Origin of the sequence: Polymorphospora sp. A560, assembly GCF_045781765.1 — a bacterium.
Taxonomy (GTDB): Bacteria; Actinomycetota; Actinomycetes; order Mycobacteriales; family Micromonosporaceae; genus Polymorphospora; species Polymorphospora lycopeni.
Genome location: NZ_CP122282.1, coordinates 71499 through 95061 on the forward strand (window position 1 = coordinate 71499; position 23563 = coordinate 95061).

General features: G+C 70.2%; 25 protein-coding genes, 1 tRNA gene and 1 riboswitch. Of the genes, 15 read left to right on the forward strand and 11 right to left on the reverse strand.

Annotated features, from left to right (window positions below; translation table 11 throughout):
• Positions 1–38: 38 nt before the first annotated feature.
• The 4 genes from QCD66_RS00315 to QCD66_RS00330 all read right to left on the reverse strand — a co-directional run bounded on the left by QCD66_RS00315 (position 39) and on the right by QCD66_RS00330 (position 3908).
• Positions 39–689 (reverse strand): aminodeoxychorismate/anthranilate synthase component II, encoded by a 651-nt coding sequence (locus tag QCD66_RS00315; protein WP_364213057.1) that lies wholly within the window; start codon positions 687–689, stop codon positions 39–41.
• 5 nt (positions 690–694) lie between these two features.
• Entirely contained in the window at positions 695–991 is a 297-nt protein-coding gene (locus QCD66_RS00320; RefSeq protein WP_375732561.1) for a hypothetical protein, read from the reverse strand.
• A 5-nt stretch (positions 992–996) separates the two neighbouring features.
• Positions 997–2670, reverse strand: coding sequence for a class E sortase (locus tag QCD66_RS00325; protein ID WP_407566967.1), 1674 nt, complete (start codon positions 2668–2670; stop codon positions 997–999).
• 428 nt (positions 2671–3098) lie between these two features.
• A complete protein-coding gene (locus tag QCD66_RS00330) occupies positions 3099–3908 on the reverse strand; it encodes a DUF881 domain-containing protein (protein ID WP_375732637.1) in 810 nt (269 codons plus the stop codon).
• Between the two features lie 229 nt (positions 3909–4137).
• Between QCD66_RS00330 and QCD66_RS00335 the strand changes: the two genes are divergently transcribed.
• The 3 genes from QCD66_RS00335 to QCD66_RS00345 all read left to right on the forward strand — a co-directional run bounded on the left by QCD66_RS00335 (position 4138) and on the right by QCD66_RS00345 (position 7961).
• Positions 4138–4401, forward strand: coding sequence for a cell division protein CrgA (locus QCD66_RS00335; protein ID WP_212824848.1), 264 nt, complete (start codon positions 4138–4140; stop codon positions 4399–4401).
• Positions 4402–4636: 235 nt separating this feature from the next.
• Positions 4637–6799, forward strand: coding sequence for a (Fe-S)-binding protein (locus tag QCD66_RS00340; protein WP_375732638.1), 2163 nt, complete (start codon positions 4637–4639; stop codon positions 6797–6799).
• A gap of 181 nt (positions 6800–6980) precedes the next feature.
• On the forward strand, positions 6981–7961 hold the full coding sequence (locus QCD66_RS00345; protein ID WP_375732639.1) for an NlpC/P60 family protein: 981 nt from the start codon (positions 6981–6983) through the stop codon (positions 7959–7961).
• Between the two features lie 59 nt (positions 7962–8020).
• Here the strand turns inward: QCD66_RS00345 and QCD66_RS00350 are convergent, their stop codons facing one another.
• Positions 8021–10009: an N-acetylmuramoyl-L-alanine amidase gene (locus QCD66_RS00350; protein WP_375732640.1), complete on the reverse strand. Its 1989-nt coding sequence runs from the start codon at positions 10007–10009 to the stop codon at positions 8021–8023.
• 229 nt (positions 10010–10238) lie between these two features.
• Positions 10239–10377: riboswitch (cyclic di-AMP (ydaO/yuaA leader) on the forward strand.
• A gap of 15 nt (positions 10378–10392) precedes the next feature.
• On the opposite strand from QCD66_RS00350, the gene QCD66_RS00355 reads away from it, so the two are divergent.
• The gene (locus tag QCD66_RS00355) at positions 10393–11436 is read left to right on the forward strand and encodes an NlpC/P60 family protein (RefSeq protein WP_375732641.1); all 1044 of its coding nucleotides are present in this window, start codon (positions 10393–10395) and stop codon (positions 11434–11436) included.
• A gap of 61 nt (positions 11437–11497) precedes the next feature.
• Here the strand turns inward: QCD66_RS00355 and dcd are convergent, their stop codons facing one another.
• The gene (dcd, locus tag QCD66_RS00360) at positions 11498–12076 is read right to left on the reverse strand and encodes a dCTP deaminase (RefSeq protein WP_364213039.1); all 579 of its coding nucleotides are present in this window, start codon (positions 12074–12076) and stop codon (positions 11498–11500) included.
• Positions 12077–12199: 123 nt separating this feature from the next.
• On the opposite strand from dcd, the gene QCD66_RS00365 reads away from it, so the two are divergent.
• From QCD66_RS00365 to QCD66_RS00375, 3 genes are all read left to right on the forward strand, one after another.
• Positions 12200–12709, forward strand: a complete 510-nt coding sequence (locus QCD66_RS00365) for a pyridoxamine 5'-phosphate oxidase family protein (RefSeq protein WP_364213036.1) — start codon at positions 12200–12202, stop codon at positions 12707–12709.
• A 132-nt stretch (positions 12710–12841) separates the two neighbouring features.
• Positions 12842–12915 (forward strand) — tRNA-Gly (locus tag QCD66_RS00370).
• A 159-nt stretch (positions 12916–13074) separates the two neighbouring features.
• Positions 13075–13350, forward strand: coding sequence for an e9imm peptide (locus QCD66_RS00375; protein ID WP_375732642.1), 276 nt, complete (start codon positions 13075–13077; stop codon positions 13348–13350).
• A 30-nt stretch (positions 13351–13380) separates the two neighbouring features.
• On the opposite strand, the gene QCD66_RS00380 is transcribed toward QCD66_RS00375, so the two are convergent.
• The 3 genes from QCD66_RS00380 to QCD66_RS00390 all read right to left on the reverse strand — a co-directional run bounded on the left by QCD66_RS00380 (position 13381) and on the right by QCD66_RS00390 (position 14916).
• A complete protein-coding gene (locus tag QCD66_RS00380) occupies positions 13381–13875 on the reverse strand; it encodes a hypothetical protein (RefSeq protein ID WP_375732643.1) in 495 nt (164 codons plus the stop codon).
• 43 nt (positions 13876–13918) lie between these two features.
• Complete coding sequence (locus QCD66_RS00385) at positions 13919–14167, reverse strand: hypothetical protein (protein ID WP_375732644.1); 249 nt, start codon at positions 14165–14167, stop codon at positions 13919–13921.
• Between the two features lie 197 nt (positions 14168–14364).
• Entirely contained in the window at positions 14365–14916 is a 552-nt protein-coding gene (locus tag QCD66_RS00390; RefSeq protein WP_375732645.1) for a phosphoribosyltransferase family protein, read from the reverse strand.
• 159 nt (positions 14917–15075) lie between these two features.
• Between QCD66_RS00390 and QCD66_RS00395 the strand changes: the two genes are divergently transcribed.
• From QCD66_RS00395 to QCD66_RS00410, 4 genes are all read left to right on the forward strand, one after another.
• Positions 15076–15822 (forward strand): septal ring lytic transglycosylase RlpA family protein, encoded by a 747-nt coding sequence (locus QCD66_RS00395; protein ID WP_375732646.1) that lies wholly within the window; start codon positions 15076–15078, stop codon positions 15820–15822.
• A gap of 112 nt (positions 15823–15934) precedes the next feature.
• Positions 15935–17062, forward strand: a complete 1128-nt coding sequence (locus QCD66_RS00400; RefSeq protein WP_364212957.1) for a PP2C family protein-serine/threonine phosphatase — start codon at positions 15935–15937, stop codon at positions 17060–17062.
• Positions 17063–17192: 130 nt separating this feature from the next.
• Positions 17193–19049 carry an acyl-CoA dehydrogenase gene (locus QCD66_RS00405; protein WP_375732647.1) on the forward strand — a complete coding sequence of 619 codons (1857 nt, stop codon included), beginning with the start codon at positions 17193–17195 and terminating at the stop codon, positions 19047–19049.
• 145 nt (positions 19050–19194) lie between these two features.
• On the forward strand, positions 19195–19488 hold the full coding sequence (locus QCD66_RS00410; RefSeq protein WP_357543103.1) for a DUF6458 family protein: 294 nt from the start codon (positions 19195–19197) through the stop codon (positions 19486–19488).
• A 3-nt stretch (positions 19489–19491) separates the two neighbouring features.
• Here QCD66_RS00410 and QCD66_RS00415 read toward each other — a convergent pair whose 3' ends face one another.
• Entirely contained in the window at positions 19492–20013 is a 522-nt protein-coding gene (locus tag QCD66_RS00415; protein WP_375732648.1) for a histidine phosphatase family protein, read from the reverse strand.
• A gap of 185 nt (positions 20014–20198) precedes the next feature.
• On the opposite strand from QCD66_RS00415, the gene QCD66_RS00420 reads away from it, so the two are divergent.
• Positions 20199–20471: a DUF6458 family protein gene (locus tag QCD66_RS00420; RefSeq protein ID WP_375732649.1), complete on the forward strand. Its 273-nt coding sequence runs from the start codon at positions 20199–20201 to the stop codon at positions 20469–20471.
• Positions 20472–20568: 97 nt separating this feature from the next.
• On the opposite strand, the gene QCD66_RS00425 is transcribed toward QCD66_RS00420, so the two are convergent.
• Positions 20569–21246 carry a hemolysin III family protein gene (locus QCD66_RS00425; protein WP_357543096.1) on the reverse strand — a complete coding sequence of 226 codons (678 nt, stop codon included), beginning with the start codon at positions 21244–21246 and terminating at the stop codon, positions 20569–20571.
• A gap of 76 nt (positions 21247–21322) precedes the next feature.
• Between QCD66_RS00425 and QCD66_RS00430 the strand changes: the two genes are divergently transcribed.
• The 3 genes from QCD66_RS00430 to QCD66_RS00440 are packed head-to-tail and all read left to right on the forward strand — an operon-like array spanning position 21323 to position 23512.
• Positions 21323–21934 (forward strand): allophanate hydrolase subunit 1, encoded by a 612-nt coding sequence (locus QCD66_RS00430; RefSeq protein ID WP_375732650.1) that lies wholly within the window; start codon positions 21323–21325, stop codon positions 21932–21934.
• The gene (locus QCD66_RS00435; protein ID WP_375732651.1) at positions 21931–22779 is read left to right on the forward strand and encodes a biotin-dependent carboxyltransferase family protein; all 849 of its coding nucleotides are present in this window, start codon (positions 21931–21933) and stop codon (positions 22777–22779) included. The genes QCD66_RS00430 and QCD66_RS00435 overlap by 4 nt, the downstream gene beginning before the upstream one ends.
• Positions 22763–23512, forward strand: a complete 750-nt coding sequence (locus tag QCD66_RS00440; RefSeq protein WP_375732652.1) for a LamB/YcsF family protein — start codon at positions 22763–22765, stop codon at positions 23510–23512. Before QCD66_RS00435 ends, QCD66_RS00440 begins: the two co-directional genes overlap by 17 nt.
• Positions 23513–23563: the final 51 nt, after the last annotated feature.

Genomic DNA, 23563 nt, shown 5'->3' on the forward strand with positions numbered 1-23563 from the left:
GGAGCGCCTGTTCGTCGGGGCGGCGGCCGCGGTGCTGGTCAGGCGCCGGCGAAGGCCGCCAGGCGACGGGTGTCGACCTCGGCGGCCAGGGCGGGAGCCCGGTCGAGGGCCTCGGGCCGACCGCAGGCGGCCAGCCAGTTGGCGAGCATGATGTGGCCGCCCTCAGTCAGCACCGACTCGGGATGGAACTGCACGCCCTCGATCGGCAGCGTGCGGTGCCGCATCGCCATCACCACCCCGGACCCGGTCCAGCCGGTCACCTCGATCTCGTCCGGCAGCGTCTCCCGCACCACCGCGAGCGAGTGGTAGCGGGTGGCGGTGAACGGGTCGGGCAGGCCGGCCAGCACGCCGCTGCCCTCGTGGTGCACCTGCGAGGTCTTGCCGTGCAGGAGTTCGGGTGCCCGCGTCACGGTCGCCCCGAACGCCGCCCCGATGGCCTGGTGGCCGAGACAGACGCCGAAGATCGGCAGCTTTCCGGCGTACTCCCGGATCACGTCGAGGCAGATGCCGGCACGCTCGGGTGCGCCCGGACCGGGAGAGAGCAGGATGCCGGCGGCGCCGAGCTGCCCGATTTCGGCCACGTCGATCTCGTCGTTTCGTCGTACGTCGCACTCGACCCCGAGTTGCCCCAGGTATTGCACGATGTTGAAGACGAACGAGTCGTAGTTGTCGATCACGAGAACGCGCACGGACGTCACCTGCTCGCCGAGGGGGTGGGTGCGGGGTTGTTCTGCTCGGTGTCGTACGGGATGTCGTGGCCGTCACCGCTGCCGGGCTCACCGGTGTCCGGGCCGGGGTCGCCGCCGGGCGTACCGCCGCCCGGTTCGCCACCATCCTGGGTGACCTGCACGTCGTCGAAGGGAAGCAACGGCTCGGCCCAGGGGAAGACGAAGAACCACAGGAGGGCCAGCACGCTCATGGTGATCAGCAGCGATCCGATGAGCTTGCCGGGCAGCCCGAACGGCAGCTTCCGCCAGATCCAGGCGTACACGTCGATCAGCCTCCCAGTTCGCCCGGCCGGCCGTCGGACTTGGGCTGGCTGCGGGTCAGTTCGGCATGCACGATCAGGCGTTCGTAGTTGTCGAACTTCGGGTTGCAGGTGGTCAGGGTCAGCATCGCCTTGGTCGGCTTGGCACCGAACTGACCCGGTACCGGCTCGACCACCTCGACCTGCGACGGCTTGACGATGTGTACGCGGGTGACCTGGTAGACGTACCAGTCGTTCTTCGCCTCCAGGACGATCGGATCGCCGTTCCGGAGTTCGTCGAGGCGCCAGAACGTGGCCCGGTTGCGGTGCCCGGCGACCGAGAAGTTTCCGATCTGACCGGGCATGGCGCTCTTGGGATAGTGGCCCGGTGCGTACCGGATGTCCTTCTGGCTGACGCCCTCGACCACGATCCAGTTCTGCCCGAACTTCGGGATGTAGAGGCCGGCGATCGGCTTGCCGGTGACCGCCGGGGTCGGGGAGCCGCTGGCCGCCGGCGTGGGGCCGACCGTCGGGTCGGTGGGTTGGTCCCACTGCTGGGCCAGTTGCTCGCTCAGGTCGCTCTGATGGGCGTCGACCACCACGCCCTTGCCCCAGATCTCGTAACCGGCGAAGAGCAGCACCACGAGACCGAAGGTGATCAGAACCTCGCCGGCGACGCGCACGCTGCCGCGCAGCCGGGAACCGAACGACGGGCGGGTCAGTTCCGAGTAGACGCTCTTGTATCCCTCGTCGGTGCGGTGCGGGCGAAGCTGGACGACCTTCTCGCCCCGGCGGGGCTTGTCGGCCGCGCCGTCGCCGGATTCGCCGCCGGCGGTGGCACCGGCGGCAGCGGCCTTCGCGGCTCGGGCCTGGGCGGCCGCCACCGGGTCGACCCGGGCCGTGCCGCGGTCACCGTCGTCTCCGGTGCGGGCACTGTCCGCAGCGGTGACTCCGGACGCGGAACGGAGGTCGGTGTCGCCGGTCCGCGCGCCGGCCGCCGCGGCCCGCGACGGGGGAGCGGTCTGGTCGCCCGGCAACGGTGCGCCGGCCGATGCCACCGACCGGTCATCCCGGCCCCTTACCGGCGGGATGATCACCGTCGACGACAGGTCGAGCGGGATGACCGCGGTCGACGCGGTGTCGAGTGGGATGACCGCCGTCGAAGCGTCCGCCGGGCCGGGCGGTGGCGCGACCTGCGGCGGCCGGGGCGGAGAGGGCTGGTGTCCGGGTGCCGCTGGTGACTGGCCGGGGTGACCGTCGCCCGGCTGGTCGCGCCGTATCGGGTTGTCGGGCCACAACGGACCGCCGCGCGGGGTGGGCGCCGGCCGGGGCCGTGGCCGGGGTTCCGGCATCCGGCCGTCGTCGAGCGGTCCGGTGGCGAGCGGGGGACGCATCTGTGGACCGTCGGCCTGCGGGCGGCCGGGGTCGGGGCCGGGAGGCGGCCCGGGCTGCGGTCCGAACCCGCCGTCGGTGGGCGGGCCGGGGGGCGGCCCTCCCTCCGGCCGGCCGGCGAAGCGGTGGGCGGTGGACGGTCCGGCGACCCCGGCCGCCGGTCGGGCTCCGGCCGACGGCTGCTCGCCGGGGACCGGTGGCCGAGGGACCGCCCGGTGCGGCTCGTACGGGTCGGGGCGGGCGGCGCCGACCGGGTGCTGGCCCGCCGTCGGGGGTTGGTCGTAGCCGCGCTGGTCGGACGGGTGGTCCACCTGGCCGGGCGTGGCCTGGACGGCCGCGTGCGGCGGGTAGCCGGTGCCGGCCGTGGGCGAGGGGTGGCCGGGGCCAGGCGGGGACGAGGGATAGCCGGTGCCGGCCGTGGGTGAGGGGTGGCCGGGGCCAGGCGGGGACGAGGGATAGCCGGTGCCGGCCGTGGGTGAGGGGTGGCCGGGGCCAGGCGGGGACGAGGGATAGCCGGTGCCGGCCGTGGGTGAGGGGTAGCCGGTGCCGGCCATGGGTGGCGGGTACGCGGGGCTGGCCGGGGGCGGCGGGTAGGCGGGGCCGGTCGGAGGGGGAGCGGGGGTCGGTGACTGTTCGGGGGTCGCGTCGGTGACCCTGGGAATCAACGCTGTGGCGTCGTCTGTGCCGGTCGCGCGATGGCGACCGTTACGCCTCTCGGGCCCATCGCCGCTCATGGGATTCACTCTGGCACCCTCGCCGAGCGCAGGGCACTCGAACCGTCGTAGGCTGGCACACTCAGATCGGTCTCGACCGACTCTCGGTAACCGAGCTGGTAGTGGTCAACGGCGTCCTTGAACAACTGGACCCCCTCGGACTCGGTCAGCGCCCGCTGAAGGTGGGCGGGATCCCCGATTGCAGCGATCTTGAACGGTGGCGAGTAGACCTGCCCGTGGAGCAACAGCGTGTTGCCTACGCAGCGTACAGCGCTTGTCGACAGCACGCGCACATCCATGATCGACATCGCTTCGGCTCCACCGGCCCAGAGGGCGTTGACAACGGCCTGGACATCGCCCTGGTGCACCACGAGGTCGTCGTTGGTCGTGGCATCCGGCCGGTTGCCCTCGCCGACCTGTGGTGCGTCGTTGAGTTCAACGACCAGACCGGGTCCGCGCATCGCGGTGAATCCGGCTGCCTGCCGGCTCGACTCGGCGCGGTTGCGCTGCTCGGCGATCGGCGCGTCCGAGCCGGCGAACTCCTCGGCCTGAGCGGTGACCTGTGCCCGCAGCCGCGCGGCCCGTTCCTCGCTGTCGGTGACCTGCTGGCGGCGCTCTTCGATCAGCTGGGTGAGCTGGGGCCGGCGGTCCTCGCGGAGGGCGGTGCCGTCGGCGGTGGTCGCGGTCGTGGTGAAGAGCAGGCCGGCGGCGAGGGCGATCAGCGGCACTCCGACACTCCAGCCGGTGCGACGTGACCTGGCGGGCCGCCACCTGAGTCCGGCGGCGACGCGGCGGAACACCTGGCGCCAAGAGGCGGCGCCCGAGGTGTATTCCACGTTGCCTCCCTCCGCCGCTCCGGACGGCATCGATCGTCGTCCGGCCCGGCTGGTTCGCGGCCCGGCCGCATCGGGCCGGCACGCTGTACGTACCTGTCTTCAACCCATACGTGGCCTGAGCGCGTTGTCTTGACTACGCTAGCTCTCGAACATTATTGGCCATGGACCGTCGCCCCTGCGTCCGGTTGTCAGGCCGGACGAGGATCAACCCCTCACTCAGGAGAGCGTCGTGCCAAAGTCCCAGGTTCGCAAGAAGAAGGTGTACACCCCGCCGACCGACGTGCGCCCGACTTCGACAGCCGCGACCCGCAAGCCTAGCCCGATCTGGCTTCCGATCGCCGCGGTTTCATTGATTGTCTTCGGCATCGGTTGGCTGGTCGTCTACTACCTGTCCGAGACGGCCTACCCGGTCGCCACCTGGGGTTACTGGAACCTGGCGGTCGGCTTCGGGGCCATGGTCAGCTCGCTGATCCTGCTGTCCCGCTGGCGCTGACCGGCGACCCTGTTATCCACAGGTTTTCCACAGGCGTGTGACAAAGTTGGCGGCCGTCCCCAGGGGCGGCCGCCGATCATGTTGCCGTAACGAGCCTTAAGGTGGCCGCAGGATGATGCGGCCCGCCTGTTGGGACTCTCACGTTACTGACGGGTAACCTGGCGCGTAGGCTGCATCGCATGGCCGGTCGTCCCCCCGGTCATCAGCCGTACCCAGGCAGACCGGGAGGCCAGGCATGGGCACAGTCCAGATCGTCACTACGGTCCTCGCCGCCGCGATCACCGCGGTGGCGGTATGGCTGGCGGTCCGTGCGGTCCGCCGGATGGTCGCGGTCGTCAGGCTCGGCCAGCCGGCTCCGGAGCGGCTGACCGACCGGGGCACCCGCCTCAAGACGATGCTGGTCGAGATCGCCGGCCACACCCGGATGCTCCGGTGGGGCGTCGTCGGGGCCGCGCACTGGTTCGTGATGATCGCCTTCATCGCCCTGTCGACCCTGGTGCTCGAGGCGTACTTCGAGGTGGTCAACCCGAGGGTCGGCCTGCCTCTGCTCAGCGGCTGGCTGCCGTACGGGCTGCTCACCGAGCTGATCGGCGTACTCGGGTTCGTGGGTATCGCGGTCCTGATGGTGATCCGACTGATCAACCGTCCGACCCGGGCCCGCGGGCTGTCCCGCTTCACCGGCTCCACCATGTGGCAGGCCTACTTCGTCGAATGGGTCATCTTCACGATCCTGATCTGCGGCTTTTTCATCCGTGGGTTCAAGGTCGCCACCGACCACTTCGACTACCCGGTGTGGGCCACCCCGGTGTCGCACGCCCTCGGGTCGGTGCTGCCGGCGTCCGAGGCCGCCCTCAGCATCGTCGCCCTGATCAAGATCGCCATCTCGATGACCTGGCTGATCGTGATCTCGCTGAACGTCACCATGGGCGTCGCCTGGCACCGGTTCTCGGCCTTCTTCAACATCTTCTTCAAGCGCGACCCCGGCAGCGCCGGCTCCGGGCTCGGCGCGCTGCGCCCGATGATGTCCGAAGGCAAGCCGCTCGACTTCGAGGAGGCCGACCCGGAGAAGGACCAGTTCGGCGTCGCCCAGGTCGAGCAGTTCACCTGGAAGGGCCTGCTCGACTTCACCACCTGCACCGAGTGCGGCCGTTGCCAGTCGCAGTGCCCGGCCTGGAACACCGGCAAGCCGCTCTCGCCCAAGCTGCTGGTGCTCAGCCTGCGTGACCACGCCTACGCCAAGGCGCCCTACCTGCTCGCCGGCGGCGGCAAGGACCTCACCGGCGAGGAGAAGGCGACCGCGGCCCAGCTCGCGCACGTGGACGTACTGGCGCTGGCCGAGGCGGAGCGCCCGCTGATCGGGGGGGCCGAGGACGGCGGCGTCATCGACCCCGACGTGCTGTGGTCCTGCACCACCTGTGGCGCCTGTGTCGAGCAGTGCCCGGTCGACATCGAGCACGTCGACCACATCGTCGACATGCGCCGCTACCAGGTGCTGATCGAGTCGTCCTTCCCGTCCGAAGCCGGCGTGATGCTGCGCAACCTGGAGAACAAGGGCAACCCGTGGGGCGCCCCGCAGAACACCCGTGAGGACTGGACCAAGGGCCTCGACTTCGAGGTGCCCCGTGTCGGCGAGGTCGAGGACTTCGAATACCTCTTCTGGGTCGGCTGCGCCGGGGCGTTCGAGGACAGGGCGAAGCGGACCACCCGTGCGGTCGCCACCCTGCTGCACGAGGCCGGCGTCAACTTCGCCATCCTCGGCGAGGGCGAGACGTGCTCCGGCGACCCGGCCCGCCGGATCGGCAACGAGTTCGTCTTCCAGATGCTGGCCCAGCAGAACGTCGAGACCCTCAACGAGGCCGGCGTCAAGAAGATCGTCGCGACCTGCCCGCACTGCTTCAACACCCTCGGCAACGAGTACGGCGAACTCGGCGGCAAGTTCGAGGTCGTACACCACACGCAGTTGCTCGCCCATCTCGTCGCCAGCGGCAAGCTGACTCCGGTCACCCCGGTCGACGGCGGCGTCACCTACCACGACCCGTGCTACCTCGGTCGGCACAACCGGGTCTTCGCCGCACCGCGCGAGGTGCTCGGGGCGGCGGTCGACGGCGGGCTCACCGAGATGCCGCGCAACTCCGAGCGGTCGTTCTGCTGCGGTGCCGGCGGCGCTCGAATGTGGATGGAAGAGCGGATCGGCAAGCGGATCAACGTCGACCGGGTCGAAGAGGCGCTGTCCACCGGGGCCAAGACCGTGGCGGTCGGCTGCCCGTTCTGCTACACGATGCTCGGCGACGGGGTGACCGGCAAGGGCGAGGAGGACAACGTCGAGGTCGTCGACGTCGCCACCGTCCTGCTGCGCTCGGTCAAGCCCGACACCACGCCGGCCAAGACCGGCAACTGACGTACCTGTAACGGATCTCAGCCGGGGTTCAGGGAGCGCCCAGGGAGGCGTCAGGGCAGAGCGCCGTCTTGATTCACTTTGGAGACACCTCTAAGGTGAGGCACCGACCGTGTGTGGATGTCGGCCTCCGTTCTTCCCCCGAGAGGCGCCCGCGGTCGCAACTAAGGAGTCGGGGTCTCCGGTGGCCAGCCGTTACCGATTGCCGAGTCTCGGCGCGCGAGTCCTCCTTGCCCTCAGCGCGGCGCTGGCCGTGACCCTGCTGCCCGGGATACCGGCGCAGGCACAGCCGACCGCCGCCCAACTCGAGGCGCAGATCAACGACAAGTGGCACGAACTCGAACCGATCATCGAGCAGTACAACAAGGTCCGTGTCGAGTTGAAGGCCAACGAGAAGAAGGCGGCCGAACTCGACAAGAAGATCCAGCCGCTGATGTTGCAGACCGAGATGGCGACCGAGCGGATCGGCCTGCTCGCCACCCGGCAGTACAAGGGCGGCCCGTCGTTGAGCCTCAACGCGCTGCTCACCGTCGGCACGCCGGACAGCCTCGCCGACCAGATGACGATGCTCCGGATGCTGGCCCGCCACGAGCAGCGGCAGGTTGCCGGCGTCGTCACCGTGAAGGAGCAGTACGAGACGGAGAAGATGACCCTCGAGACGGTCATCACCGAGCAGCGCAAGCAGGATGCCGATCTCGCGGCGAAGAAGAAGAAGATCGACACCGAGATCAAGAACCTGGAGCGGCTGCAGGCCCAGATGAACATCCCGATCGGCCCGCCGGTCCGCATCGGTACCTGCCCGACCAACCACCCGAACCGTGCCGTGGCCACCGCCTGCGCCCAGATCGGCAAGCCGTACGTGTGGGGCGCGGCCGGTCCGAACTCCTTCGACTGCTCCGGCCTGACCCAGTACGCGTGGGCCCGGGCCGGCGTGTCCCTGCCGCACTACACCGGCGCGCAGTGGAACCGCGGAACCGCGGTGAGCCGGGCCGATGCCAAAGCCGGAGACCTGGTCTTCTTCGGTAGCGACCTGAGCCACGTGGGCATCTATCTCGGCAACGGGGTCACGGTGCACGCCCCCCGGGCCGGCCTACCGGTGCAGATGGCGAGCATCGACCAGATGGGCAAGCCGGTCGTCGGCTTCCGGCGCGTCGGAACCGGATAGGCACCTGTTCCCACGAATCGGCCCCCGCTCCCGGCGGGGGCCGATTCTTTTGGAACGGGTCAGCGCGGAGCGCCGACTGGTGACATGAGGATCTGTACGTCCTCCCGGTCCACGTACATGAACCGGTGTCCGAACTGGATCTGCACGTACGTCTTCTCGCCGCGGATCACCGTCCAGTCGCCGGGCGAGTTGCCCTCGTACGTGCTGGCCCGGTAGTACTCGCTGCCCAGCACGTCACCGACGGCGTACCGTTCGCCGGCCTTCATCGTGTACTGCAACGGGGAGATCGTCTGGTAGGGCACCCCCGCCGGGTACGCCGCCGCCTCGGGGTAGGCACGGCCGTACAGCGGGATGGTGTCCTTGCCGGGCTTCGGGGTGGCGACCAGGCCGATCGACCACTTGCCGTTCGGCGCCGACGGCGGATTGTGGAACCACGCCTTCTGCCCGAGATACCAGATCGCCGTCCAGTCGCCGCGCCGCTCGGCGATCGCGTACGTCTGCCCTGCCGACGCCCGCGCTCCGTGGTCGGAGATGTGCATCGTGTTCGGCGTACCGTCGGGGCGCTTCGCCAGGTCGTTGACGAGCGGGGCGTCCGGGCTCGGCGCGCTGCGCAGGATCACCGACGACGAGCCGCGCGACGGGCACGGTACGCCCGCGACCTCGCAGCCGGTGAACGCCGGCCGGTTCGTCGCGAAGTCCGGGTCGATCGTGACCAGGCCGGTACGGTGCGTGCCGGTGCTCCAGAACGGCGCCTTCAGCAGGTCGAAGTAGTGCGACCAGTTCCAGTACGGGCCCGGGTCCCAGTGCATGCTGCCCATGTTGCTGGCGAGCGTGCCGGGCACGTTGTCGTGCCCGATGATGTGCTGCCGGTCGAGCGGGATGCCGAGCCGCAGCGCCAGGTGCCGCACCAGCTTGGCGGAGGTGCGGTACATCGCCTCGGTGTACCAGGTGCCCTGGGCGGCGAAGCCCTCGTGTTCCAGGCCGATCGCCTTGGCGTTGACGAACCAGTTGCCGGCGTGCCAGCCGACGTCCTTGGCCTTCAGGTGCTGGGCGATGTGCCCGTCGACCGAGCGCAGCGTGTAGTGCCAGCTCACCCAGTTCTTGTCCTGGGCCAGCCGGGTCGTGCCGGCGAAGTAGCCCTCGGCGTCGTGGATGACGATGTACTCGATCTTCTGCTGGGCCGGGCGGTTGCCCTTGTCGTGGTTGCCGTAGCTGGTCGGGACCGTTCCGTCGCCGCGCAGTTCGTACGGCGCCGGCAGCCACTCGCAGGAGATGTCGTCCGGGCACTCCAGCCCGTCCGGGCGGGCCAGCTTGCGCAGGCCGAGCCGGTCCAGCCAGGACGTCGCCGGGGTGAGGCCGGCGTGCCGGGCCAGACTGACCTGGTGGCCGTCGTCGGTCCGCCGGGTCGCGCCGGTACGGATCGTCGAGTAGACCTCGTCGGCGAAGGCGGCCGCCGCGTCACGGGTGTCGGCGCCGGAGTAGCGCGCGACCGCGCCGTACCAGTCGGCCGGGTCGCTGCCGGCACCCTGCGGGGCACCCAGTTCCCGCTGGTACGCGGCGAGCAGCGCGGCGCCGCCGCGGATGTTGACCACCGGGTCGGTACGCAGCGCCTCGGCTCCGGCCCCGGTCAGTCCGGCGGCGGTGCCGAGGGTACGCAGCGCCGCCTCGTCCGGCGGGTTCGGCGCGGGGTGTTCGAGTTCGATCGCCTCGCGGGAGGTGTCGCCGCGCGGGTCCTCGTGGGTGCCGTGGTGACCGGGTACCGGCAGGCTCGCCACGTGCGCGGCGTCGGTGAGGTGCATCGGGCCGTACCCGCCGCTCGTGCTCGGCGTGCCGGCGTTGGTGTCCCAGCGCGACTGCAGGTACGACACGCCGAGCAGGATGCTCTCCGGTACGCCGTACTCGGCGGACGCGGCGGCGTACTGCTGCTGTCTGGTATCGGTCGGGGCTGGCACGGCGGGTGCCGGGCTGACCGGCACGAGCGTCGCGGCGCCGACGACCGCGACGCTGAGCAGGATCCGCCTGCCCGTCGGCTTGGTGAGACGCTGCATCGAACCTCCAGTCGGATTGATCTATGTCGTCACCTTCGTCCGTGTGGCCGCTCCCGTCAATGGATTCCGGACGATGTCTGCGTACTGTAGGAAACTTTCATGCCTGACTGACTGCGACAGGCTTGACACGCAACGGATTTCACAGGTCCGGTGGTTGCGCATTGATAACGACGCTGCCTAATGTGATGAACCGTCGAGCGGGATCCGGCCATCCACCAGGGATGGCGTCGACTCGACACCGCCGAGTCACAACAAGGTCGTGAGCCGGGGACCCAGAAGTAACCGGGGTGAATCCGCAGACTTGCGGTAGGGCGCAACTCTCCCGCCCGAACCCGTCAGCTAACCCGGTAGGCGGTCCGTAAGGAGAAGGAGCACCGACCCCGGTGGCTGATCATGCACCGTGGCGCCGACTCTTCCGGCCGGCGACCGCCGGCCGACCGCCGGCCCTGCCACGTCTCCGCCGGTTGACCAGGACAACCGTCTTCGTCGCCGTCGCCAGTGTCGCCATCGTCCTCTTCGGAGCGGTACCCGCCCAGGCCGAGCCGACCGTCGCCGAGATCGAAGCCCAGATCGACAAGTCGTGGAGCCAGCTCGAGCCGGTGATCGAGCAACACAACGCCACCCGCGAGCAACTGGCGACGAAGAAGAAGCAGGCCGACGCCCTCGCCGCGAAGATCGCCCCGCTTCAGCTCCAGGTCGACCTGGCCATGGAACGCGTCGGTCAGTTCGCGACCCGCGCCTACAAGGGCGGCAACACGTCGGCGTTGAACTCGATTCTCACCAACGGCTCGCCGCAGACCCTCGCCGACCAGCTAGAACTGCTCGACCAGTTCGCCCGCCGGCAGGCCCGCGACATCCAGAGCGTGGTCGACCTCAAGGCGCAGTACACGGCGCAGAAGGGCCCGCTCGACACCCTCGTCGCCCAGCTCACCACGACCGAGGCCGAGCTGGCAGCCAAGACCAAGCAGATCAACGCGGACATCAAGAAGCTCCAGGAGCTGCGGCTCAAGGCGTACGGCACCTCCGGCGGCCTCGGCTCGCTGCGTCCGGCGCCCTGTCCGGCGACGTACCCGGGTGGGCCGGCCAGCACGGTCGCGAAGTTCGCCTGCTCCCAGATCGGCAAGCCCTACGTCTGGGGCGCCTCCGGGCCGAACGGCTACGACTGCTCCGGTCTGATGCTCGCCGCCTGGGGCAAGGTCGGCGTACGACTGCCGCACAACGCCGCCGCCCAGCGCCGGACGATGCCCTCGATCAGCCGCTCCGAGCTGCGCCCCGGTGACTTCGTCTTCTACAACTCCGACCTCAGCCACGTCGGCATGTACGTCGGCAACGGCTGGCTGGTGCACGCCTCCCAGGCCGGCGTACCGGTCCTGATGAAGCGCTACGACAACGGCACGATCCACAGCTTCGGCCGCCCCAGGATGTGACGGCGAGGCCAAAAGGGGCGGCTCCCTCGACGGGAGGCGCCCCTTTTGCTGTCTTCGTGCCTCAGCGGACCGGCCAGGTCCGCCAGTTCTGCCACGAGCGGCTCGGCGTCGGTCCACGCTGCCCCTGGTAGCGCGAACCGTAGACCGCCGACCCGTACGGGTGCTCGGCCGGCGACGACAGCCGGAAGATGCAGAGTTGGCCGATCTTCATCCCCGGCCAGAGCGTGATCGGCAGGTTGGCCACGTTGGACAGCTCCAGCGTCACGTGCCCGGAGAAGCCCGGATCGATGAAGCCGGCCGTCGAATGCGTCAGCAGGCCGAGCCGGCCGAGGCTCGACTTGCCCTCCAACCGTCCGGCGAGCTGGTCGCCGAGGGAGATCACCTCGAGCGTCGACGCGAGCACGAACTCGCCCGGATGCAGCACGAACGGCTCCCCGTCCGGTACCTCGACAGCCGAGGTCAGGTCATCCTGCTGCACCGACGGGTCGATGTGCGTGTAGAGGTGGTTGTTGAACACCCGGAAGAGCCGGTCGAGCCGTACGTCGATACTCGACGGCTGGACCAGCGCCGGATCGAACGGCTCCAGCGCCAGGGCGCCCGCCTTGATCTCACTGACGAGGTCGCGGTCGGAGAGCAGCATCGTCACACCATAGCGAGCCGGTCTGGGTGGGTCGGCGGCCCGCCCCGCCGGTTCGGGCAGATTGTGCTGGTCAGATCCGCGGTTCGTTACCCGTGTCGTACAGATGTTCGATAGAATTCCGGTATGGCTACCTGGACCGAGTTCGCCGCCGACGAGCCCCGACTCGCCGAAGCGATCCGTTCGCTGATGCACCAGTACGGCCCCGGCCTGGGCTACCTGGCCACCGTCCGGGCCGACGGCGGGCCGCGCGTACACCCCGTCGCCCCGGTGATCACCGACGAGGGCCTCTTCTGCTTCGTCGTCGACTCACCCAAACGCCGCGACCTGGAGCGCGACGGCCGGTACGCCCTGCACTCGTTCCCCCCGGAGGACAGCGACGACGAAGCCTACGTCGCCGGCCGCGCCCGTCCCGTGACCGACCAGGCACGGGTCGCCCGGCTGGCCGACACCCTGCGCGCCACCGACGACGTCGACTGGCGCCTCTTCGAGTTCAGCATCGAGGTCGCGATGGTCGCCCGCCACGGCCAGTCCGGCGCCACCCCGCTGACGGCGGACCCGGCCGGCCGTCCCGAAGTCCGACTCTGGCTGGACCCCGCGACGTCGCCGGCCGTGGCGACCCAGTTGGCCGCCTGAGCCCACCCCATCCCCCGAAGATCCGCGTGGCCAGGGGCCGGCGCCCGCCCAACGTGCGCCCACCCCCTGGTCACGCGGATCGGGAGGGGTCCGTGCGTCAGCGCAGCCGACCAGGTACAGTGAGGTCCGCTCGCGGGTGTAGTTCAATGGCAGAACATCAGCTTCCCAAGCTGACAGTGCGGGTTCGATTCCCGTCACCCGCTCCAGACAAAGCCCTGGCCAGGACGCAAGTCTCAGCCAGGGCTTCGGCCTTTCCAGATCAGCGATCATGGGTACGCGCGCCGCCGAGCGGTGCACCACGAACTGGTGGAACGTCTCGGTCAATGCTCACCCCCTCGCACGGTAAGACGTCTCCCGTGCCGGCGATGGTTGAGGTCAGACTGGAGACAGGTGACGACGGGCGGAGCGGGATGGGTGAGGGACTGACCCGGGATCAGGTGATCGTGCTGGTGGAACGGATCATGAACGGGGAGTATGCGGACGACGAGGAACTGGACCGCTGGCTCGACCGGCTCGCCCGCGATCTCGTCTGCCCCAGCGTCGCCGACCTGATCTTCTGGCCGCCCACGCCCTTGTCGGCGGCCGAGGTTGTCGAACGGGCCCTGGCCTACCAGCCCATCCGGACGCAACCTCCACAGTGATCAGAGGCCGCTGGCCAGGGCGGAGATTTCTTAGGCGGCAAGCAGGTCGGACAGGGCGGCCATGTGGGCTACTCGGTCACGGTGCTGTCGGGCTTGGAGCACCAGGTTCGCGACGACCAATGCCAGGTCGTTTTCTGGTATGTCGAGTCCCAGGTTCCGGCTCATCCAGGGTGCTACCTCGCTCCACCGGTAGAAGATCGTCCCCTCCCGTACCGGATTGGCAGGTGGAGGGAAGCCTCCCGGCCCGCGCTCCCCCGTGGAGTACCGGCGGACCGACTCCCGACTCTGCCCGATGCGGTCGGCGATGTCGGCGAGGGTCACGAGATCCTGATCCAGCACTCGCAGCGCAACCAGGCCGACGGAGTCGATGGCTCGTACGGCGGTGGCTATGGCATCGGCCAGGGTGGGTGCCTCTCGGTCGAATTCCGCGATGGGGAGTCCCTGCTCAGTGCCGAAGGTCGCGTCATCGAGCCCGGCGACCACGAGCGCGTCGAACTCGTCGTCCGTGGGTTCCCGGTCGAGCACGACCGTGAATACGTGGATTGCCACTACCTGCCTCCCTCCTGTTTCACGATGGTGCGTCTTCTCCCAGCGGAAGCGGATGCCGGTGATCGAGTGCGAAACGGTCGATCTGCTTCGCGTGCGTGCCCGGATCGCGCGGCGTGGTCCAGACGCTTCGACGCGCCTGGCAGTAGGTGCATATCACCTCACCCCATCGGTGGCCTCGGTGGATCTGCTTGACCAGAAGACCAGCCCCGTCAGCGCGGCGTAACGCATCGGCGATCTCTTTCTTCGGGTGGCGGCCCGAGCTGATCATTGTGTACTCCAGAAGGGTGGAACTGGCAGGTTTCGAGCACAGGGGTCCTCCGGGAGGGGACGGAGCACCGGATCGACTGAGGCAGTCGTGACGGCGGTACTGAGCGCAATAGGTCAGGGACATTCGCAAGGATGCACGTGGGCTTACCCTGGTGTAGTTATACACCAGGGTGGTGTAAAGGTGCACCGGGACGGTGGCTAGGAATTGAGGTGATGGGCCTGGAGGAGGGTGCGTAGGTCGAGGTCGCGGGCGAGTTCGGCCGGGCAGTCGGCCACGATGGCGGCCGTACCGATGAGCGTGGCGCCGCGCTGGTCGACGATCTCGTGGATGGCGCGTACCTGGGCTCCGGTGGCCACCCAGTCGTCGACGACGAGCACCCGGTCGGCGGGGCCGAGGTGCCGGTCGCGTACGCCGAGACGCAGCGTCCGGTCGCGGTAGTCCGGTGGGGTGTGCGCCCAGGTCACCGGCTCGGCCACCTGCCGGCCTTCGGCCTGTTTGACTGCGGGTAGGAAGCCGGCCCCGACGGCGGTGGCGACGAGTGGCCCGACGAGGTATCCGGTGACCTCGGGCGAGATGACCACGGTTGGCCGGTCGGCGGGGAAGAGGCCGGCGAGCGCCGGGCCGATTCCGGCCAGGATCTCGGGGTCGTGCCACCAGCCGGACATGTCGCTGACCAGGTGGGTGCTGTGCGGGCCGGGGTCGAGCCACCGGAATCCGGTGACCAGGCGTTTCCTCAGGTCAGCGTGCACGTCACCATCCTGCCGAGCCGGGGGGCCGCCCGGGTCGGACGTTCGGACAGACGTTTCACCACAAAGCAGGGCCAAAGCCAATGATCATATTGACTTCGGATGTGCCGGTCTGGCTACGGTTCGCGGCGTACGAGATCTGCGTTTGGGGAGGTCAGCGGCGTGGCGGGACGGCATTCACGGAAACCCGACCGGCGGCCGTGGATCGCGGGAGCGGCGATTTTGGCGGGCGTCCTTCTGGTCGGTGGCGGGATCGCCGGCGTACGGCAGGTGACCGGCCCGGCCACGCCGACGGCGGTCGACGTACCGGCGCCGTTCCGGGCGCCCGCGCCGGCCGACGCGCCGATGCCGGGCAGCGGCTCTCCGCTCGCCGTACCCACACCGCCCGGGACGCGGACCACCGACCCGGCCCCGACCACCGCCCCGCCGACCACCGTGGTCCCGGCCCCCGCTCCGACGACCGCGGCCCCCGGGACCACGACCCGGGCACCGGAGTCGACCCGGCCCCCGGCGCCCAGGACCTCGACAGCGCCGGCGCCGAGTCGGTCGCCCGCGCGGCCCTCGTCCAACAGCCCGCGACCGACGCCGTCGGCCACCCGGCCCGCTGCTGACGACAAGGTCACGGACAGCGGATCGTGCGGTGCCTCGTTCTACGCCGAGGGGCAACTCACGGCCAACGGCGAGCAGTTCGATCCGGACGCCCTCACCGCCGCCCACCGGACCTGGGCGTTCGGCACCCGGGTACGGGTGACCAACCCGGCCACCGGCGCATCCGTCGTCGTACGGATCAACGATCGTGGGCCGTTCGTCGAGGGGCGCTGCATCGATCTGTCGCGGGCGGCGTTCGGTGCGATCGCGCCGCTGGAACAGGGCGAGGTCGAGGTCCGGTACGAGGTTCTGGCCGGCTGAACCGCGCCCGATGGTGCCCGTGCGTGGCTCGGGCACGGCTGGTGGGCGGCCGGGTGGCCAAAACCAGATAGCCGAGGGGACAACTTCGTTCAGTCGCGCCCGTCGATCAGGCATGCTGTTCGGCGTACCCATGCCACTTTTCTCGTCGGGCCGCCGCCCGCTCAGCCCAGGATCCCGCGCCGGTCTCGGCGCGGCCCTTGTGCTGCTCGCGCTCGTGTCCGCGGTGGAGCTGGCCGACGGCGGAATGGTCAACTACGTCGGTCTGGTGGCGGCGGCACCGTTCCTGGCGGCGGCGTTCGCGTCGTGGCGGATGGTGCTGGCCGTCGGTGTGCTGTCGACCGTCGTCGCGGGTGGGTTCGCCCTGACCGGCCAGGTGGTCTCGTTGGCCGCGGTGGTCAACGTGATCGGTATCGGGCTGGCCACCGCGATCGCGGCCGGGGTGGCGGCGATCCGCCAGCGGCAGGCCGAGCAGATCGCCGAGTTGTCCAAGCTCGCCGCCGTCGCCCAGCAGGCCGTGCTGCGCCCCATCGGCCCGCAGGTCGGCAGCCTGGCGGTCGCCGGCCGCTACATCTCGGCGACGGCCACGGCCGACATCGGCGGCGACATCTACGAGGCGCTCGACACCCCGTACGGCGTCCGGATGATCATCGGAGACGTCCGGGGCAAGGGCCTGGACGCGGTACGGCTGGCCAGCATCGTGCTCGGTTCCTACCGGCACGTCGCGTACGAGCGGTCGGACCTGCGGGCGATCGTCGCCGACCTGGACCGGGCGGTGGCCCGCAGCGTGGGCGACGAGGACTTCGTCACCGCGGCGCTGGTCGAGGAGCGGGGCGGCACGCTGACCATCGTGAACTGCGGTCACCCGCCGCCGCTGCTGTTGCGTCGTGGGCAGGTGATCCCGCTGGAGCCGCCGGCGCCGGCGCCGCCGCTCGGGTTCATGCCGGTCGTCCGGCCCCGGGTGGAACGTCTCGAACCCGGTGACCGGCTGCTGCTCTTCACCGACGGGTTGGGCGAGGCGCGCCGGGACGGCGAGTTCTTTCCGACCGCCGACCGGGCCTGGCGGCTGCTGGGGCACGGCACGGTCGGCGACGGGCTGGCGTCCCTGGAGACGGCGCTGGTCGAGTGGGTGCACGGCCGTCTCGACGACGACATCGCGCTGGTGCTGATGGAGTACGCGGGTCCGCGACCGGTCAGCACCACTGCGGTCCCGAGCTGGGAAGTCGGCGCGGCCGACCACTGAGGCCAGCACTCTGGCCTTCGAGTGTGGCGTCCGTCACTTTAGCCATTACCTTGTCGCTTCCTACCCGCGGGTAATACAGTCGGGGTTACTGACCGGTAACACTGCCCGAGAAAACCGGGGGCCAGCGAGCATGACGCACTACAAGAGCAACATCCGAGACCTCGAGTTCAACCTCTTCGAGGTGTTCGGCGCGGAGCAGGTGTTCGGCCAGGAGCCGTACACCGATCTGGACGTCGAAACGGCTCGCAGCTTCATCGCCGAGGTCGACCGGCTCGCCCGCGAGGACCTCGCGGCCAGCTACACCGACAGCGACCGCAATCCGCCGGTCTTCGACCCGGCGACCCACACGGCACCGGTTCCCGAGTCGTTCCGGAAGTCCTACCAGGCGTTCATGGACGCCGAGTTCTGGCGGCTCGACCTGCCCCCGGAGCTCGACGGCACCAACGCGCCGCGGGCGCTGTGGTGGGCACTCGCCGAGCTGGTCCTCGGCTCCAACGCGCCGGTCTGGATGTACGCCTCCGGCCCGTCCTTCGCGCACACGCTGCAGCGGGAGGGCACCGAGCGGCAGAAGAAGTGGGCGAAGCTCTTCGTCGAGAAGCGGTGGGGCTCGACCATGGTGCTGACCGAGCCGGACGCCGGCTCCGACGTCGGTGCCGGTCGTACCCGGGCCATCCCCCAGGAGGACGGCTCGTGGCACATCGAGGGCGTGAAGCGGTTCATCACCTCGGGTGAGCACGACCTGACCGAGAACATCATCCACTACGTGCTCGCCCGCCCGGTCGGCGTCGAGGGCGTCGGCGGCCCCGGCACGAAGGGGCTTTCGCTCTTCGTCGTACCGAAGTTCCACTTCGACGAGGAGACCGGCGAACTCGGCGAGCGCAACGGCGTCTACGCCACCAACGTCGAGCACAAGATGGGCCTGAAGGTCTCCAACACGTGCGAACTGACGTTCGGCGAGGGCGGCGTGCCGGCCAAGGGCTGGCTGCTCGGTGACGTGCACGAGGGCATCCGGCAGATGTTCCTGATCATCGAGTACGCCCGGATGATGGTCGGCACCAAGGCGATCGCCACCCTGTCGACCGGCTACCTCAACGCACTCGAGTACGCCAAGAGCCGCGAGCAGGGCGCCGACCTGCTGCACATGGCCGACAAGACCGCGCCCCGGGTCACCATCACCCATCACCCGGACGTGCGCCGCTCGCTGATGCTGCAGAAGGCGTACGCCGAAGGGCTGCGCGCCCTGGTGCTCTACACCGCCAGCTGGCAGGACAAAATCAACATTGCCGAGGCGGCCGGCGACGAGCAGGGCGCGAAGGTCGCCAAGCGGGTCAACGACCTGCTGCTGCCCCTGGTGAAGGGGGTGGGCTCGGAGCGGGCGTACGAACTGCTCGGTCACGAGTCGCTGCAGACCTTCGGTGGTTCCGGCTTCCTCCAGGACTACCCGCTCGAGCAGTACGTCCGCGATGCGAAGATCGACACCCTGTACGAGGGCACCACCGCGATCCAGAGCCTCGACCTGTTCTTCCGCAAGATCGTGCGGGACAACGGCAAGTCCCTGCTGGCCGTCGCCGGCGAGATCCAGGCGTTCATCGAGGCCGAGGGCGGCAACGGTCAGCTCAAGGAGGAGCGGCTCGCGCTCGGCCGGGCGCTGTCCGAGGTGCAGAACATCATGGGCGTCATGACCGGTTGGCTCGGCGAGGCGCAGGCTGGTGAGCCGCGGGCGCTCTACAAGGTCGGCCTGAGCAGCCGGCGTTTCCTGCTCGCTCTCGGCGACGTCGTCGTCGGCTGGCTGCTCCAGCGTCAGGCGGATGTGGCGCTGCGTGCCCTGGCGGGCGAGGTCTCCGGCAGTGATCAGGCGTTCTACCAGGGCAAGGTGGCCGCCGCCCGGTTCTTCGCCCGCGAGGTGCTGCCCCGCGTCGGTGCCGACCGGCGGATCATCGCGGCCACCGACCTCGACGTGATGGACCTTCCGGAGGAAGCGTTCTGACCCGATTCCCCCCGATGATCTTGCCTCCGTCAGGATGACGGGGGCAAGATCATTTGCGGCTCCGGTGGCGTTTGGTCCCATGCCCCGGGGGTAGCCACGCTGGAACGCGAATCTGTCCCAGACAGCGCGAGGAGTTGTGGCGCAAATGGGCATTGGTGGCGGAATCTTCCTGATCTCTATTGGTGCGATCCTCGCTTTCGCCGTACGCGCGGACGTGTGGTGGATCGACATTCGCGCAGTCGGCTGGGTACTCGTCCTCGCCGGGGTAACCATGATCACGGTCACCCTCTGGTACTGGGCGGACCGCAGGCGCCGTACCCGGCGGTTGATCGTCGAAGAGAACCGCCTTTCCCACTCGACCTCGATCCACCAGGCTCCGGCCGAGCTGCCCTCCGCGTCTCCGCCGCCGGCCAACCCGCTGCCACCGGAGAAGAAGTAGGAGTCAGCCCCGGGCCGTGTGGCTGTCGGTCACCGCCGCCGAATCGGCGGCCAGGTCACCCCACGAACCCGTGAACCGGTGTACGGCGATACCGCTGGTCCGCAACCCTTCGTCGGCACCGCTGTTCGGGTCGAGCAGCGCCGACAGATCAGAGATCGCCGGATTGTGTCCGACGACGAGCACCGTCTCGTAGGCGTCCCCGGCATCGCGGAGCACGGCCAGCAGATCCCCGACCGAGCCGGTGTAAAGCGCCTGTTCGTAACGGACCTCAGGGGCGCCCGCGCCCGGGCCGGACTCGCCCGCCGTACCGGCGATCGCGACCGCGACCCCGTGCCAGGTCTGGCGGGTGCGTTTCGCCGGTGAACAGAGCACCAGGTCGGGCAGGTTGTCGCTGCCGGTGAGCCAGGCGCCGGCGGCGGCCGCGTCGGCGTGCCCCCGATCGGTCAGCGGCCGCTCGACGTCGGCGACCCCGTCCGGCTGCTCCGCCTTCGAGTGCCGCAACAGCACGATGCTCCGCTCGGTCATGTGCCCTCCTCGCTCCCGCTGCGCTCGGTCGGCGCATGCCCAGGGCCGACTATCCCGTCTCACAGCTTGCCTGATTCGGTTCTGAAGCACGTGGGTAAGTGGATGGGTGCCGCAACCTCACACGCGGCCCGGGACGGCGGCCCGCCGGATCGGGGTCGCGCCGTATGCCAAGGAGGGCGACAACAGTGGGTATCGGTGGAAGCATCCTTCTCATCGCAATCGGCGCGATCTTCGCGTTCGCGCTCGACGTCAACCTCGGTTGGCTGAACATCAACGTGGTCGGCTGGGTACTGATGGTCGCCGGTGTCGTCGGCCTCATCCTGACCACCTGGTTCTGGCAGAGCCGCCGCCGTGCCGTCGTGCAGACCGCGCCGGCCGAGCGTCAGGTGGCGCCCATCCCGCAGGACCGGGTCGTGCACGAGTACCGCGAGGTGCGCAATCCCGGCCCGACCGTCTGACCGTCCCCCGTCCAGAGATCCGCGTGATCAGGGGCTGGGTAGCGCGCCACGCCGGCGCCACGCCCGAACAACTCCCTGATCACGCGGATCTTGCGGGTCAGGCGAAGAGGGCGAAGTAGATGGCTATGTGGTGGCAGAGCGCGGCCACCAGTGTGCAGGCGTGGAAGAACTCGTGGTGGCCGAAGACGGTCGGCCACGGGTTGGGCCGGCGCAGGGCGTAGAAGACCGCGCCGACGCTGTACGCCGCCCCGCCGACGATCAACAGCACCAGGGTGGTCACCCCGCCGTTGCCCAGGATGTCGGGCAGCACCGCGATCGCGACCCAGCCCAGCGCCAGGTAGAGCGGCGCGGAGACCCAGCGCGGGGCGTGCGGCCAGACCATCTTGAGCGCCACCCCGAGCAGGGCACCCGCCCACACCACGGCGAGCAGCACCGTCGACTTGGTGCCGGTGAGCAGCAGTACGCAGAACGGCGTGTACGTGCCGGCGATGAAGACGAAGATCATGCAGTGGTCCAGCCGCCGCATCACCTGGTAGCCGCGTTCCGACCACACCCGACGGTGGTACAGCGCGCTGGTGCCGAACAGCCCGCAGACGGTGAGGCTGTAGATCGCGCAGCTCACCAGCGGCGCCCATCCCGGGCGGCCCGCGGCGAGCGCGCAGAGGACGATGCCGCACACGAGTGCGACGAAGAACGCGTACGTGTGCAGCCAGCCGCGCATCCGGGGTTTGCCGATGTCGACCGGCTTCATCCGCAACGGGGTGGAAGTGGTCACGGGCATCAGGTTACGGCACCGTAGGTTACTTGTAGGTAGTGAAACGACTCACTCCACCGTCTGCCAGGATGGCGCGATGCGGATCCGGCGGGTGGGCGCGGGCGCGCTGCTCCTCGAATGCGACGACGGCGCCCAGGTGGAAGCCTGGCGCGCCGAACTCTGGCGGCAGCGCGACGCCGGCCGGCTCGCCGTCACCGAAATCGTGCCGGCCGCCCGGACCGTACTCCTCGACGGGCTCGCCGACCCCGCCGCCACGGCGGCACTGATCGCCGGCTGGCCACCGCCGCCAGCCGCCACCGGCCCGACCGGCCCCCTCGTCGAGATACCCACCCGGTACGACGGCCCCGACCTCGCCGCCGTCGCCGGCCACTGGGGCATACCGCCCGCCGACGCCGTACGACGCCTGATCGACACCGAGTTCCAGGTCGCCTTCGCCGGCTTCGCCCCCGGGTTCGCCTACCTGCGCGGGCTGCCCGAAGGCTGCGAGGTGCCCCGGCTCCCCACGCCCCGTGCCGCCGTACCCGCCGGATCGGTCGCCCTCGCCGGACCGTACGCCGGGATCTATCCGACCGCCTCACCGGGCGGCTGGCAACTCGTCGGACACACCGACGCCACGCTGTTCGACGTACACCGGGAGCCGCCGGCGCTGCTCGTGCCCGGCACCCGGGTACGCCTGGTCGCCAGATGATCCAGGTGCTGCGCGCCGGGGCACTCACCACCGTGCAGGACCTCGGCCGGCCCGGCTGGGCCCACCTCGGCGTACCCCGCTCCGGTGCGCTCGACGGCCCGGCGCTGCGGCTGGCCAACCGGCTCGTCGGCAACCCCGAGACCGCCGCCGGGCTGGAGACCACCCTCACCGGCTGCCGGCTGCGGATCACCCGGGCCACGAACGTGGCGGTGACCGGGGCGTACGGGCCACTGCGGGTCGACGGGCGCCCGGCCGGCCTCGGACAGCCGGTCGCCGTACCGGCCGGGGCGACCGTCGACATCGGACCCGCCAGCCACGGCGTACGCCGCTACCTGGCCGTCGGCGGTGGCATCGCCGTACCGCCCGTGCTCGGCAGCCGCAGCACCGACACCCTGTCCGGGCTCGGCCCGCCCCCGCTCGCCGACGGGGACGAACTGCCGGTCGGCGCCGCCGTGCCAGCCCCGTCGGCCGTGCACTTCACACCCGGGCAGCCGCCCCTGGACGTGCTACACCTCGCGGTCCGGCTCGGCCCCCGCGACGACTGGTTCACCGCCGCCGCCGTGGCGAACCTGCTCTCCACGCCGTACACGGTCAGCCCGTTGAGCAACCGGGTCGGCGCGCGACTGGCCGGCACCGGCCTGGCCCGCGCGCGGGCCGGCGAACTACCCAGCGAGGGCATCGTGCTCGGCGCCGTCCAGGTGCCCGCCGACGGCCAACCACTGATCTTCCTCGCCGACCATCCGACCACCGGCGGCTACCCGGTGATCGCGGTCGTCGCCGACGTCGCACCGCTGGCCCAGGCCCGGCCGGGGACTACCGTGCTGTTCCATGGACCTCAACGCTGACCTCGGCGAAGGCTTCGGCATCTGGCGGCTCGGCGACGACCTGGCCCTGCTCGACGTGGTCACCTCGGCGAACGTGGCCTGCGGCTTCCATGCCGGCGATCCGACCACGATGCGCCGGGTCTGCGCCGCCGCGGCGGACCGTGGGGTCGCCGTCGGCGCCCAGGTCGGCTACCGCGACCTCGCCGGCTTCGGGCGCCGCCGGATCGACTACGACCCCGGCGAACTCCGCGACGAAGTGATCTACCAGATCGCCGCACTCGACGGCATGTGCCGGATCGCCGGGACCCGGGTCCGGTACGTCAAACCGCACGGCGCCCTTTACAACACCGCCGCCGTCGACGAACCGCAGGCGGCGGCGGTCGTGTCGGCGGTGACCGACTATGACCCGACGCTGCCGGTGCTCTGCCAGCCCGGATCGGTGCTCGCCCAGATCGCGGCCGGCGCCGGCCTACGGGTGGTCGGCGAGGGCTTCGCCGACCGCGGCTACCTGCCGGCCGGCACCCTGGTGCCCCGGTCGGCACCCGGCGCGCTGGTGACGGCCGAGGCCGAGGTGGCCGACCGGGCGCTGCGGATGGCGGTCGAGCAGGTGGTGGTCGCGGTGGACGGCGGTACGGTCGCGTGCCCGGTCGAGTCGATCTGCCTGCACGGCGACACCCCGGCCGCCGTCGCCCTGGCCCGCCGGGTCCGCACGACCCTGACCGAAGCCGGCCTGGAGCTGGCCCCGTTCACCTGACCCGCCGGCCCGGCCCGCCATGATCCGCGTGATCAGGGAGTTTGGCGGGCG